Source organism: Enterococcus sp. S22(2020) (assembly GCF_020295385.1).
In the GTDB taxonomy this organism is placed as follows: Bacteria; Bacillota; Bacilli; order Lactobacillales; family Enterococcaceae; genus Enterococcus_L; species Enterococcus_L dunnyi.
Genome location: NZ_JACFUD010000005.1, coordinates 64,613 through 78,952 on the forward strand (window position 1 = coordinate 64,613; position 14,340 = coordinate 78,952).

Consider the following 14,340-nt stretch of genomic DNA (forward strand, 5'->3'; position numbering starts at 1 on the left):
TTGCTCAGCTCTTGATCAAATAATTTAATTAAAAAATCAATATAATTGGGGGAAATAGAATGAAGAAGAAATTTTTAGCAGTTGCAGCCGTATCAATGATTGCCTTACTAACGTTAGGTGCTTGCGGAAATAGTAATAACAATGCGACAGATGGTTCAGCAGCAAAAGAATCAAATACAGAAGAAACGACGATTACGGTAGAAGATTCAAATGGTTCTGTTGAAGTACCGAAAAATCCTAAAAAGGTCGTTGTTTTTGATAATGGTTCATTAGACACACTGGATGCTTTAGGTGTTGGCGATACGGTTGTCGGAGCACCGACCAAAAACTTACCAGAATATTTAGCTGACTATAAAAAAGTCGAATCAGCTGGCGGGATCAAAGAACCAGATTTAGAAAAGATCAATCAATTAAAACCAGATTTGATCATCATTTCTGGTCGTCAACAAGATTTCCAAGATAAGCTTGAAAAAATTGCGCCAACTATCTATTTAGCAGTAGATGCGAAAGACACATGGAATTCTACTAAGAAAAATATTGAAACACTTGCTGAGATTTTTGATAAGAAAGAGGAAGCGAAAACAAAAATCGCTGATTTAGAGAAAGAAATCGCTGATGTAAAAGAAGAAGCCGAAGCAAGTGATAAAAAAGCATTAGTTGTTTTAGTAAATGAAGGGCAACTATCTGCCTATGGTACAGGTTCTCGTTTTGGCATCGTGCATGATACATTTGGTTTCAAGCAAGCAGATGATACGATCGAAGCCTCTACTCATGGTCAAAGTGTCTCTTATGAATATGTCTTAGAAAAAAATCCGGATATTTTATTTGTAGTTGATCGTACGAAAGCAATTGGCGGAGATGACTCAAATGATAATGTAGCGGATAATGAACTAGTAAAACAAACAAATGCTGGAAAAAATGATAAAGTCGTTTCATTGCAGCCGGATGTTTGGTATTTAAGCGGCGGCGGACTTGAATCTACTCGTTTGATGATTGAAGATGTTGCAAAAGCATTGAAATAAAAATAAAGCAGGTGAACCTTTGTAATGAAGGATCATCTGCTTTTTTATTAAATAGTAAATTCATTTTCTCTCTTTTTCTTTGTAAAATAAACAACACCAAGCAAACCAAAACCAATTACAGTCAATGAGTTTGACATTTTCCTTTCACCTGTTTTAGGTAGCTGTGCCTGTGTGTAGCTCTTTTTCTGAATTAGAGGTGGTAAGAGTGTATTCATTTGTTTATTTGTTGTTACTTGGATAACGCTTGGCGAAGATGCCTTGTCCTTTTCCCGACTACTTGTTTGCGTAGTTTTCACTTCAGGAAGAGTGCCAGGTACGGTAGTAGTTATACCTTCTGAAGGATCTGTAGTGCTGGTGATCTTTCTATAAGTTGCTGTGAAATATTGATCTTCTAAACCATAGATCCCTTCGATAGAAGTTGCTGTTGTTTGTGTAGCAGACAAAGAGAAGCCTAGAAATTCATAGCCAGCAATTGCCGGTGCATCAATAGTAAAAGAATCGTTAAATTTCCCAGGTTGTGAAACAGGCGTTCCTAAGGTCGTACCGTTTTCATCTACACAAACGATATTTACAGTCGTCTGAACACGATCATATTGATAGATAACAGTTTGTGGAGCCGCCGTGATCGTACCCGTTGCATTTTCTGGTGTAGCAGTTAAAAAATAACCTGGAACTGTGATCGGCATCGTGTTGTAGCTGTCGCCAACAAATCCAGCAACAAAAAGATCAAATTGAGTGAGCAAATTGCCAAAATCATCAAGATGTTTGATGTTGACACTCCCAAAAGTTATCGTGACAGGTTTGCTGATCACAATGGACAATGAATGGATCCCTGTCGCAGAAGCCGGAAACGTCACTTGAACACTGAACTGACCAGAAGCATCGATGATAGGAACTGCCATATCAGATGAGCTAGTCACAATATCATCTGCTGCCACAGTCACGGGCAATGAGAAAACTTGAGTAGTATTGACTGAGCCGCTGAAAGAAATGTTTTGTGTAGTACCGGATCGTTGATCTTCTAAAGAAATAATTACAGTCACTTCAGCATTCGTCTCATCTGCAGCCGAATTTTCTGTAAAAGTATTTTCCGAATCAGAAAGGTTAGCTTCGGGTTCAAGCAATTGTTCGACCGATCCGCTTGGTGTTGTCTCTAAAATGTTTTCTTCAGTAGTCTTCAAAGGTGTTTCTGGTATTTTTTCTTCATCAGCCATAAGAGTTTCGTCAATGGCTGTTTGTTCTTGCTGTGTGTCTGTTCCTTCCTCAGCAAAAACGAAATGTGCATTCAGCAAAGCAGGTGTTAGCAACAATGCTAAAAGCAATTTAGTCATACGGTTCTTTTTTTTCAAATTTTTTCCTCCTTTTAATCCAACAAAACATTAACAACTCTTTAACTTATAGTTTACCAGTTCCTTTAACGTCTGTCTTCATAAAATAAGAAGATAAACCTAGTTGGAATAGCTTTAAACAGTGCCTTTTTCATGTTTTGAGTACATTATTTTGGAACGTGTACATAATTTAGAATGAATCGAAATGACTATTGACTCGCTCTCTTTTTTTATGCTACAATCCTTGTAATACATTATCTATTAAAATTAAATGTGAAGATGAGGAAAGTATTTTCTAGATAACTTAAAGAGAGTCTCGGCTGGTGGAAAGAGATAGTGACGATGGAGAAGAAAATGGCCTTTGAGCAAATTGGTTGAACACGTTTAAACCAATTCAGGTGCGCCTGTTATAGCGCCTCAGTATGATTGTACTGAATGAGTGGGTTTATCATTAAACCAATTGAAGGTGGTACCGCGAAAGTTTACAGCTCTCGTCCTTTTTTAGAGGATGAGGGCTTTTTGCTGTGAATCACTGCGACTGGCTACGCCAAAGCAGTTGATGAACAGTATTCAGCAAGTAAGGATGGAACATTGAGTAGCTAGAATAGCTATCAACAAGTGAGCGTTAAAGCTCAAGGATCAAAGTCCATCAGATGAATGCACCAAAGACAAAGAAGTAACTTTTGCTCACAACACTCAATATTCACAGTAAATGGTAGGAGTAGCTAATGTATGAAATTATTGAAGGGGGAACTAGAATGAAAAAGAAATTACTTATCGTAAGTGCGGTATTTGCAAGCTTATTACTAACAGCCTGCGGAGGAAATGATAAAAAAGAGACGACTAAAACAGAAACGGAAGGCTTGGCAACAACTCAAAAAATCGAAATCAGTTCACCAGCGCCGTTATCTACATTAGATACGACACAAACAATGGATAAAAATACCTTTACGATCGTCCAACACTTATTTGAAGGCTTGTATCGCTTTGACGATGACAGTACACCGATTCCGGGCTTAGCTGAAAAAGTCGATATCAGTGAAGATGGCTTAACATATAAATTTACACTGAAAGACAATATCAAATGGAGCAATGGTGAACCGATCACTGCACAAGATTTTCTTTACTCATGGAAAAAGCTAGTCACACCTGAAACGATCGGACCAAATGCATACTTATTAGATAACGTAAAAAACAGTAAAGCAATCCGCAATGGTGAAAAATCAGTCGATGAGATGGGGATTTCTGCACCTAGTGATAAAGAATTTGTTGTTGAACTGGAACAAGCGCAGCCTTCATTTTTGACCGTTGTTTCAATCGGCTGGCTAGCACCTCAAAATAAAGAATATGTTGAAAAACAAGGAAAAGAGTACGCACAAGACAGCGATCATTTGATCTACAGTGGACCATTTATTTTGACCGATTGGGATGCCTCATCTGATACATGGACTCTGAAGAAAAATCCAGAATATTATGAAGCGGACAAAGTGAGCTTGGAAGAAATCAAAGTCAATACGATCAAAGAAGAAAATACAGGCATCAATTTATATCAATCAGGTGAGTTAGATTTAACTCGTATCAGCGGACAATATGTTGCTCAATATCAAGATGATGCAGGGTATGTGACTCATTCTGATGTAGCAAATTATTTCTTAGATTTCAATAAACAAGAAGGTACTGCGCCGGCAAATGTTCATTTGCGTAAAGCAATTGCTCAGGCAATCGATAAAGAAGCTTTAGCAAAAAGCGTATTAAATGATGGCTCAAAACCGCTAAATGGCTTGATTCCAAGAAATCTTTACAAGAATCCGGATACTTCAAAAGACTTCCGGGAATTTAGTGGAGATCACTTAGTGTATGATGTTGAAAAAGCACAAGAAGAATGGAAAAAAGCACAAGCAGATCTAGGCGATAAAGTGAAATTATCGATTTTAGTATCAGATGATGACAACGGGAAAAAACTCTCTGAGTATGTCCAAAGTCAATTACAGGAAAATTTGAAAGGCTTGGAAATCACGATCAACGCACAGCCTAAGAACAATGTACTTGAATCTAGAAAAAATAAAAAATATGAATTATCTTTATCTGGTTGGATCGCTGGCAGCAGTGATTTAGATTCATATTTTAATTTATATGACGGGACATCTTCATATAATTACGGCGGCTATGAAAATAAAGACTACGACAAACTGGTAACCGAAGCAAAAACAACACATGCGAATGATCCGGAAAAACAATTCGATGATTATAAAAACGCAGAAGATATTCTCTTAGATCAAGATGCAGCACAAGTGCCGCTGTATCAAAGTGCATCAAACTATTTGATCAATCCTAAAATCAAAGGAATCAGTTATCATTTATACGGGGATTATTTCAATCTTAGAACAGCCTTTTTAGAAGAGTAAGGAGAGCGAGATGGAGAACTTATTAGATCGTTTTATCCGTTATGTAAAAGTCAATACACGTTCTGATGCAGCAAGTCAAACAGTACCAACGACTTTGGGACAAGTGGAACTAGCTAAAATCATCGAAAAAGAATTGATCGAGATCGGTCTTTCTGATATTTATTATAATGATAAAAATGGTTTTCTGACAGCAGTACTGCCAGCTACGATCACCGAAGATATTCCAACGATCGGTTTTATTGCGCATTTAGATACGGCAGATTACAATGCAGAGAACATCCAGCCAAAGATTTTTAAAGAGTATGATGGAAAATCGGTTATCTTGAATGAACAGCAGTCGATCACCATGGAAGTTGAAGAATTTCCTAATTTAAAAGAATATACTGGTCAGACGTTGATCACAACAGATGGAACGACTTTATTAGGAGCTGATGACAAGGCGGGGATCGTTGAAATTTTAGATGCAGTTGAGTATTTATTAGCTCACCCAGAAATTCCTCACGGAAAAGTGCTGCTTGCATTTGGACCGGATGAAGAAATCGGTCGCGGTGCGGACCGTTTTGATGCGGCGAATTTTCCGGCAGCTTTTGCCTATACAGTGGACAGCGGTCGAGTAGGATGTTTTGAATATGAAACCTTCAACGCTGCGCAAGCGGTGATCACGATCGAAGGGACAAGTGTCCATCCAGGGACAGCCTATGGTACGATGGTCAATGCAATTAAAATAGGTGAACAATTGGATGCATTGTTACCAAAAGAAGAAGTTCCAGAAAAAACACGCGGACATGAAGGATTTTATTTATTGACGAAATTCAACGGTAGTATAGATTATGCTGAATTGACTTATATTATTCGCGATCATGACAAAAACTTATTCAATCAGCGTAAGGAAGTTTTATTGGATCATGTGACTAAACTAAATGAGTCATTTGATAAAAAAAGATTGACTATTGAATTCGTCGATCAATATTACAATATGAAAGAAGTCATCGAAAAAGATATGACTTCGGTAGAATTAGCTGTAACTGCAATGGAAAATTTAGGGATCGAACCAGACATTCAACCTTTCCGAGGCGGAACGGACGGATCAAAAATCTCATTTATGGGCATTCCTACACCTAATCTCTTCACAGGCGGCGAAAATTTTCATGGACAATATGAATTCATCACATTAGAAGCCATGGAAAAAGCAGCCAAAACGATCGTCGAAATCATTAAAGAAAACACGATTCGCAGACAAAATGAAAAATAATATAAAAAATAGTTGACAATATTAGAGTTTTCTAATATGATTATCCTCAATAGCAAAGCTTTGAGAAAGAGGAGTAACAACACAGAAACTTTTCAGAGAGCTGGTGGCGGTGAGAATCAGCAGGGGATGTGTTGCGAATGGACTTTCGAGCAAAATGTTGAACAAGTAGTAGGCATTTTCGGGAACTCCCGTTATAGAGTAAGGTCGTTGATAGACGACTGATAAGAGGAAAGAATTTCTTTCAAACTTGAGGTGGCACCGTGATCATTCGCCCTCAAACCACAGATATATTGTGGTTTGGGGGCTTTTTGTTGTGAATCACTACGATTGGCTAAGCCAGAGTAGATGATGAACAATACTTGGCGAACGAAGTGAGCGAAGTACCCAAAGTATGAATCACCAAACGCAAGAGGCATAGAAAACAACTAACGTAAAACTAAAAAGAGCGTTGGACTTAAGCCAGAGTAGATGATGAACAATACTTGGCGAACGAAGTACCCAAAGTATGAATCACCAAATGCAAAAGGACTAGAAAGCAGCCAACGTAAAACTAAAAAGAACGTTGGATCTAAGCCAGAGCAGATGTTGAACAATACTTGGGAACTAAAAGCAATGAAGTTAGCAACCAATCACAGCCATCGGTGTAAGTACTAAATCTCTCAAGTTTAAAAAAGAATCGATTTCCAATGAGGTGGTACCGTGGATACTATTATTCGCCCTCACAAGACAGAGTTACGTCTGTTTTGTGAGGGCTTTTTGTTTTATCAAAAATAGAAAAGAGGGAAATAGATGCAATTGATCAAAGAAATTCAGGCAGATTATTTAACAGCAGTATCAGCATTTCTACGAATCAAAGGAAAAAACAAATGCCTTTTGGAAAGCATTCCAAGAGACAAGAGCAAAGGTCGCTATTCGATCATCGCTTGGGATGCAGTAACTGAGATCACGTACACAGAAAAGCAATTGACTATCGCTAGCAAAACGATCACTACACATGAGCCGCTAAAAGAAATTGAGAAGTATGTTTTAAAAAACGAAGAAATCGAAGCAGATCTTCCATTTCAGGGCGGAGCGATCGGCTATGTTGGCTATGATGTAGTTGCTTGCTATGAAGACCTAGGAGAGCTGCCTTTGGATGAAATGGCTATTCCTGATATCCATTTTTACCTATTTGATTCTTATTTGATTTTTGATCATGTGGGTGAAAAGATTTCTCTTGTTGAAGCGAATACCTACTCGAATCGCTCTGTAAAGGAACTAGAACAGGCGCTCCAACAAAAAAAGGATGAGCTTCAAATACCAAGTGAAGCAGAACAAAAAGATATCCAGTTAACACCGCTGAATTATCAAAGTAATTTTACAAAAGAAAGTTTTGAGCAGGTAGTCAATAAGGTAAAAGAGTACATCAGACAGGGGGATCTATTCCAAATGGTTCCTTCACAGCGCTTAAAAGCTGAGTTCAAGGGAGTTCCATTTGATTATTACCGTCGCTTACGTGTGACGAATCCGTCTATGTACTTGTATTTCTTAGATTTTGGAGAGACGTACGTCGTTGGCTCGTCTCCAGAAAGTTTAGTTAGTGTGAAAGATGGGATCGTCACGACGAATCCGATTGCGGGCACCCGAAAAAGAGGAAAGACGATTGAACAGGATGCGGTTTTAGAGAAGGAACTTATCAATGATGAAAAAGAGCGGGCAGAGCATTTGATGCTGATCGATCTAGGGAGGAACGATGTTGGAAGAGTCAGTGAGATTGGTTCAGTAGAAGTGCCAGTCTATATGACGGTAGAAAAATATCGCTTTGTGATGCATATCGTTTCTGTCGTTACAGGCAGGTTAAAAGCAGAATTATCTGCTATGGACGCTTTAAAAGTGACCTTACCGGCAGGGACAGTCAGCGGAGCACCCAAGATCAGAGCAATGCAGCGCATTTATGAATTAGAGCCGGTCAAAAGAAATATTTATGCTGGTGCAGTTGGTTATTTATCTAAAAATGATCAAGCAGATTTTGCGATCGCGATCCGTACGATGGTCATTCATAAAGGAATTGCATATGTACAGGCAGGAGCGGGGATCGTTCATGACTCAGATCCGGCAAAAGAATATGAGGAGACGTTACAAAAGGCTAAGGCACTATTGGAGGTGAGCCAATGATTTTATTGATCGACAATTATGATTCATTTACATACAATTTAGCTCATTTATTAGGAGAATCTAGAGAAGTTATGGTTGTGAGAAATGACGACAAGCAATTAGTTGATTTGGCAAAAGAGGCTTCGAGTATCGTCATTTCTCCTGGACCAGGAACACCTGCTGAAACAGGCCAAGTAAAACAAGTGATCCAAGACTTTCATCAAGAAAAACCGATGTTAGGGATCTGTTTAGGGCATCAAACGATTGGAGAAGTATTTGGTGCTCGAGTAGTTTTAGCTGAAGAAATTCGTCATGGCAAGCAATCGATGATCCAAACTGCACCAAACAGCCGTCTTTTTAAAGGCATGCCATCTGAACTGCCAGTAATGCGTTATCACTCTTTAGTGATCGATCCAAGTACATTACCGCAGGAGTTTGCTATTTCTGCAACGGCTTTAGATGATCAGGAAATTATGGCGATCGAGCATCGGAACTATCCAGTTTTTGGTTTGCAGTTTCATCCAGAATCAATCGGAACACCTGCTGGTAAAGAAATGATTCAAAATTTTATTCAACTAATGGAGGAACAAAAAATATGAAGCAATTATTTGAGAAAGTATTCAGAAGGGAACATTTAACACGTCAAGAAGCGCAACAAGTCGCTGAAAAAATGTTTGAAGGAGAAATGACGGATAGCCAGATCGCTGCTTTTTTAACCGCGTTGAAGATCAAAGGTGAAACAGCAGAGGAAATGGCGGGAATTGCTGAAACCATTCAAAGCAAAGCTGTGATGATCCCATGTCAACAAGAAAATGTCATGGATAACTGTGGTACAGGCGGAGATCAGTCAGGGAGTTTCAATATTAGTACGACAGCTGCATTTGTACTAGCTGCAGGTGGAGTAACAGTAGCAAAACACGGGAATCGAAGTATTTCTAGCAAGTCAGGCAGTGCTGACATTTTTGAATGCTTGGGACTGGATCTGACGCTTTCTCCCGCTAAACTAAGTGTATTGCTCAACGAGGTTGGTCTGGCCTTTCTTTTTGCGCCCCACATGCATCCTAACATGAAATATGTGATGAATGTTCGAAAGGAATTAGGGACTCCGACCATTTTGAATTTGATTGGCCCGTTGACAAACCCTGTTCATTTAGATTCTCAATTGATGGGAACTTATCGCCGAGATTTATTGGAAGAGACGGCTAAAACATTGGGCGGTTTGGGGCGCAAGCGGGCGGTCGTGGTCAATGGATCAGGAGGGATGGATGAGGCCTCATTAGCAGGAACAACGCATTTTGCTTTACTGGAAAATGATAGAATTTCTATGCATGAAATCAGCCCCGAAGAATTTGGCTATACTCGTTTGCCGCTGGAAGCTGTTCGCGGAGGCAATGCAGAAAAAAATACGGAAATTCTGCTATCTATCTTAAAAAATCAAGCCAGTCCTTACTTAGATACAGTTTTATTGAATGCAGGATTAGGATTTTTTAGTAATGGAAAAGTTGGGACAGTAAAAGAGGGTATTTCTTTGGCGAAAGACTGCGTTGCCAGCGGCGCAGCATTTGATAAATTACAGCAATTGATCCGCGCACAGCAGGAGGTGGCATAGATGGATTTTTTAGATAAGATTCTTACTGAGAAAAATCAAGAAGTGGCGCAAATGTCTAAGGAAAAACTTCAACCGCTTCGTCAAACTGTTTCATTCTATGAACGAGTAAAAAAGCATCCGGAAAAAATGCATATTATCGGCGAAGTCAAACGCGCTTCTCCTTCTAAAGGGGCAATCAATCTAACCGTCGATATTCTTGAACAAGCTAAAGCGTATGAACAGGCTGGTGTCACAGCGATTTCGGTGCTGACGGATGAATCGTTTTTTAAAGGCTCGATCGAAGATTTACGAAATGTTGCAGCTGAGGTTGATGTTCCGGTGTTGTGTAAAGATTTTATCATCGATGAAAAACAGCTGATTCGCGCACGAAATGCAGGAGCAACGATTGTTTTGCTGATCGTTTCCGCATTATCTCAGACTAAGCTCGAGTTTCTATATAATCAGGCACTAGCATTGGGTCTAGAAGTATTGGTTGAAGTGCACGATGAGCAGGAACAGGCGATTGCTGAAGCTTTAGGTGCAGTTTTGATTGGGGTCAATAATCGTAATCTAAAAACGTTCGAGGTTTCTATTGAAGTTAGTCAAAAATTGGGCAAAAAACAACAGACAGACGCCGTTTATATCAGTGAATCAGGATTTTCAAGTGATAAAGAGGTTGCTTTAGTAAAAGATCATTATCAAGCAGTTCTTGTTGGTGAAGGATTGATGCGTCAAAATGATCCTAAGTCAAAAGTTAAGGAGTTACAGGTGAAGCGATGAAAGTAAAAATTTGCGGATTGAAGACAAAAGAACAGGTAGATACAGCAGTCAAAAATGGCGCAGATTATCTTGGTTTTGTTTTTGCTGAAAGCAAACGAAAAATCAGTTCAGATCTCGTCAGAGAAATCACGAAAGACGTCCCGAAAACAGTCAAAAAGGTAGGTGTGATGGTTGCACCAAATTATCAGGAAGCAGAAGAGATCATCCAGCAGGCGAAGCTGGATATGATTCAAATTCACGGCATGGTGGCAACAGAGCATTATTCTGTACCGGTGATTCAGGCGATCACGGTCAATAGCGATGAACATATCAAAATGATTCAAGCGGCAACGACCAATTATTTACTTTTCGATGCCCCACCGCAAAAATTTGTTGGCGGAAATGGACAAGTATTCGACTGGAAAAAGCTTGATCTAGATCAACTAATAGATAAAAAAATAATTATTGCTGGCGGATTGACGATTGAAAACGTACAGGAAGCAAAAGAACGTTTTTCCCCTTATGCGGTAGATGTTTCCAGCGGAGTTGAAACAAATGGGGTCAAAGACCTAAAAAAAATAAGAGCCTTTTTGAAAAAGGCCAAGGAGGAATACGATGTATAATCAACCAAATAAAGGATTTTATGGAGAATTTGGCGGACAGTTTGTCCCTGAAACCTTAATGTATGCAGTGAAGGAATTAGAAGAAGTCTATGAGGCATCAAAAAAAGATGAAGAATTTCAAAAGGAATTAAATTACTATCTAAAACAGTACGTTGGAAGAGAAAACCCGCTTTATTTTGCTGAGCGATTAACTGACAAAATCGGCGGAGCGAAGATTTATTTAAAAAGAGAAGACTTGAACCATACAGGAGCGCATAAAATCAATAATACGATCGGCCAAATTTTATTAGCTAAAAAAATGGGTAAAAACAAAGTCGTTGCAGAGACTGGTGCTGGTCAGCATGGTGTAGCAACTGCAACAGTTGCTGCATTATTTGGGATGGAATGTACCGTTTTTATGGGGGCAGTGGATGTTGCTCGTCAATCATTGAATGTTTTTCGGATGGAGTTATTAGGTGCCAAAGTGGTAAGTGTGACCTCTGGTAGTGAGACATTAAAAGATGCCGTGAATGAAGCCTTGCGATTCTGGGTTGCGAATGTTGAGGACACTCATTATGTGATGGGCTCGGTCTTAGGACCGCACCCATTTCCTGAGATCGTTCGTGATTATCAAAGTATTATCGGGATCGAAGCTAGGCGTCAGATTTTAGAAGCAGAACAAAAATTACCTGATGCAATTATTGCTTGTGTAGGCGGTGGAAGTAATGCGATGGGGATTTTCTATCCATTTATCAATGATGATGTTGCATTGATCGGAGTAGAGGCTGCGGGTTTAGGCTTGGAGACGGAATCACATGCGGCTTCGATCAATAAAGGAAAAACGGGTGTATTGCATGGCGCGATGATGAAACTGCTTCAGGATGGAAATGGCCAAATTTTAGAAGCTTTTTCGATTTCTGCTGGGTTAGATTATCCTGGCTTAGGCCCGGAACATTGCCATTTGAATGAAATCGAGCGAGCGACCTATGCATCTGCCACCGATCAGGAAGCACTGGAAGCTTTTGAGCTATTATGCCAAACAGAAGGAATCATTCCCGCTTTAGAAAGCGCTCATGCAGTCAGTCATGCGGTGAAGGTAGCAAAAGAGCTTGGGAAAGAGAAACAAATCATCGTATGTCTTTCAGGGCGTGGGGATAAAGATGTGCAGCAGATCAAAGCATTATTCGAACAGGAGGCTAACAAATGAAAACATTGACCAAGCATTTAAAAACAAAACAACAAAACGGTGAAACGATTTTTGTTCCGTATATCATGGCGGGTGCACAAGGTTTGGATCAGTTGGAGAGTGAAATTTCTTTGCTTTCTGAGGCGGGTGCCAGCGCAATTGAATTAGGGATTCCATTTTCAGATCCAGTGGCAGATGGGCCAGTTATTCAAGTTGCTGGTTTACAGGCACTTCAAAAAGATGTCTCTCTAGAAAAAATCATTGCACAATTAAAAAAAATCAAGACCACTACTCCTTTGATTTTGATGACTTATTTCAACCCCATTTTTTATTTTGGACTGGAAAAATTTATTCAAGAATTACAGGAAACGAATGTCAAAGGAGTGATTATTCCAGATTTGCCATTTGAGCATCAAGGATTATTGACCCCGCTTTTAAAAGACAGCGATGTTGCATTGATTCCTTTAGTAGCATTGACGACGCCTAAAGAACGAATCGTCGAATTAGTGGAAGCGGGAGAAGGATTTATTTATGCAGTAGCGGTTAACGGCGTAACTGGTACAGGACGAGAGTATCAAACTTCTTTAGATGAGCATTTAGCTTATATTCAAAGTATCAGTGATAAACCGGTTCTCGCTGGATTCGGTATTTCTTCCAAAGAGCACGTTGAGCGATTTAGACAAAATTGTGCTGGCGTGATCGTAGGCAGTAAAATCGTACAGTTATTGAGTGAAGGAAAAACGAAAGAAATAGAATTGTTTGTTAAATCTGTCATTTAGATTGTTTTTACGGTTTTAAAGTATTGTTAATCGTTCTGATTTGTTCTAAAATAGGAATGTTGATATTTAGACACAGAGGAGCGGTATACTATGATTTATTTGTTTTTTTTAATATTTGCAAGCATTAGGTTACTTTTTTTGAGATATTCAATCAAAAATGAAAAAGCAATTTTAGCGAATGGTGGAAGAGAGTACGGAGCAAAAGTTTCTTTTCTATTGGCGATCGTTCATACGATCATTTACTTTTCTGCCTTTTTTGAGGGAATCGTGAGAAAGGTCAGCTTAGACACAGTTAGTATGATAGGACTGTTATTGATCGGACTTTCGTATAGTATTTTAGTTTATATCATTCACTTGTTGGGTAAGCTTTGGACGGTGAAATTGATGGTTGCGAGTGATCACGTGTATGTTGACCATTGGTTGTTCAAAAAGATCGAACACCCAAATTATTTTCTTAATATCATTCCTGAATTGATAGGGATAATACTATTTTTTCATGCTTGGCTGACAGGGATCATCGGCTTACCTATTTACATGGTTATTCTTATGTTGAGAATCAGAGAAGAAAATGAAGTGAATAAGCAATTTAAAGAGGAAATCTGAGTATCATCAACGACTATTTTTTACTTTGTTCAAAATTAACTTGCATGGCGTTTCGTCTTTCTGTAAAGTAGTATAAAAAGCAGGTGACGATATGGAATTAGTGATCAATCGTAATTTGATTTTTGCCCAGAACCAACGATTGGAAACAGAGCGCTTGATTTTACGACCAGTGACATTAGATGACGCTATAGAGATGTATGAGTACGCCTCTGATGAGGAGACTGTCACTTATGTTTTTCCGATCCATCAATCGCTCAAAGACACCAAAGAAAGTATTGCGAACTATTTTGTCTGTGCTCCTTTAGGAAAATATGGCATAGCCTTAAAAGAAACGGGTCGGTTTATCGGGACGATCGATCTGCGGGTAGAAGAGAAGCACAATAATGGTGAAATTGGTTATACGCTGAATAAAAAATTCTGGGGCAAGGGCTACGTGCCAGAAGCGGCCAATGAATTGCTGCGTCTTGGTTTTGAAGAGCTCAAGCTGATTCGAATTTGTGCAGTCCATGATATCGATAACCCAAAATCAGGACGTGTGATGGAAAAGATCGGGATGAAAATTGAAGGTACGGTTCCTAACGCCCGGATGTGGAAGGGCAAGGTCGTGACCGATGTTTTGCGCGGAATTACGGTCGAAGAATGGCAACAGCTGCAAGAGAAAGCAAAGAACTAGTAAGAGGAGA

14 protein-coding genes and 2 other annotated features are annotated in these 14,340 nt (G+C 39.3%); of the genes, 13 read left to right on the top strand and 1 reads right to left on the bottom strand.

The genetic code is table 11. The features are described 5' to 3' along the window. Positions 1-59 precede the first annotated feature (59 nt). Positions 60-1,022, top strand: coding sequence for a siderophore ABC transporter substrate-binding protein (locus H3T55_RS11385; protein WP_225534554.1), 963 nt, complete (start codon positions 60-62; stop codon positions 1,020-1,022). A gap of 47 nt (positions 1,023-1,069) precedes the next feature. Here the strand turns inward: H3T55_RS11385 and H3T55_RS11390 are convergent, their stop codons facing one another. Next, positions 1,070-2,371 (bottom strand): MucBP domain-containing protein, encoded by a 1,302-nt coding sequence (locus tag H3T55_RS11390; RefSeq protein ID WP_225534555.1) that lies wholly within the window; start codon positions 2,369-2,371, stop codon positions 1,070-1,072. Between the two features lie 246 nt (positions 2,372-2,617). After that, positions 2,618-2,852: a binding site (T-box leader), on the top strand. A 256-nt stretch (positions 2,853-3,108) separates the two neighbouring features. On the opposite strand from H3T55_RS11390, the gene H3T55_RS11395 reads away from it, so the two are divergent. From H3T55_RS11395 to H3T55_RS11450, 12 genes are all read left to right on the top strand, one after another. Further along, positions 3,109-4,755 (top strand): peptide ABC transporter substrate-binding protein, encoded by a 1,647-nt coding sequence (locus H3T55_RS11395; RefSeq protein WP_225534556.1) that lies wholly within the window; start codon positions 3,109-3,111, stop codon positions 4,753-4,755. Between the two features lie 10 nt (positions 4,756-4,765). Then, positions 4,766-6,007, top strand: a complete 1,242-nt coding sequence (pepT, locus tag H3T55_RS11400; RefSeq protein ID WP_225534557.1) for a peptidase T — start codon at positions 4,766-4,768, stop codon at positions 6,005-6,007. A 51-nt stretch (positions 6,008-6,058) separates the two neighbouring features. Then, positions 6,059-6,286 (top strand) — a binding site (T-box leader). Between the two features lie 192 nt (positions 6,287-6,478). Further along, positions 6,479-6,661, top strand: coding sequence for a hypothetical protein (locus H3T55_RS11405; RefSeq protein WP_225534558.1), 183 nt, complete (start codon positions 6,479-6,481; stop codon positions 6,659-6,661). Between the two features lie 135 nt (positions 6,662-6,796). Continuing rightward, positions 6,797-8,161, top strand: coding sequence for an anthranilate synthase component I (gene trpE / locus H3T55_RS11410; RefSeq protein ID WP_225534559.1), 1,365 nt, complete (start codon positions 6,797-6,799; stop codon positions 8,159-8,161). Then, the gene (locus H3T55_RS11415; protein WP_225534560.1) at positions 8,158-8,739 is read left to right on the top strand and encodes an anthranilate synthase component II; all 582 of its coding nucleotides are present in this window, start codon (positions 8,158-8,160) and stop codon (positions 8,737-8,739) included. Before trpE ends, H3T55_RS11415 begins: the two co-directional genes overlap by 4 nt. Continuing rightward, positions 8,736-9,749: an anthranilate phosphoribosyltransferase gene (gene trpD, locus H3T55_RS11420; protein ID WP_225534561.1), complete on the top strand. Its 1,014-nt coding sequence runs from the start codon at positions 8,736-8,738 to the stop codon at positions 9,747-9,749. Before H3T55_RS11415 ends, trpD begins: the two co-directional genes overlap by 4 nt. Further along, positions 9,750-10,508, top strand: coding sequence for an indole-3-glycerol phosphate synthase TrpC (gene trpC, locus H3T55_RS11425; protein WP_225534562.1), 759 nt, complete (start codon positions 9,750-9,752; stop codon positions 10,506-10,508). Continuing rightward, positions 10,505-11,110, top strand: coding sequence for a phosphoribosylanthranilate isomerase (locus H3T55_RS11430; RefSeq protein ID WP_225534563.1), 606 nt, complete (start codon positions 10,505-10,507; stop codon positions 11,108-11,110). The genes trpC and H3T55_RS11430 overlap by 4 nt, the downstream gene beginning before the upstream one ends. Continuing rightward, entirely contained in the window at positions 11,103-12,296 is a 1,194-nt protein-coding gene (trpB, locus tag H3T55_RS11435) for a tryptophan synthase subunit beta (protein WP_225534564.1), read from the top strand. Before H3T55_RS11430 ends, trpB begins: the two co-directional genes overlap by 8 nt. Further along, entirely contained in the window at positions 12,293-13,054 is a 762-nt protein-coding gene (gene trpA, locus H3T55_RS11440) for a tryptophan synthase subunit alpha (protein ID WP_225534565.1), read from the top strand. The genes trpB and trpA overlap by 4 nt, the downstream gene beginning before the upstream one ends. A gap of 90 nt (positions 13,055-13,144) precedes the next feature. Beyond that, on the top strand, positions 13,145-13,657 hold the full coding sequence (locus H3T55_RS11445; RefSeq protein ID WP_225534566.1) for an isoprenylcysteine carboxylmethyltransferase family protein: 513 nt from the start codon (positions 13,145-13,147) through the stop codon (positions 13,655-13,657). 91 nt (positions 13,658-13,748) lie between these two features. Further along, entirely contained in the window at positions 13,749-14,330 is a 582-nt protein-coding gene (locus H3T55_RS11450) for a GNAT family N-acetyltransferase (protein WP_225534567.1), read from the top strand. Positions 14,331-14,340: the final 10 nt, after the last annotated feature.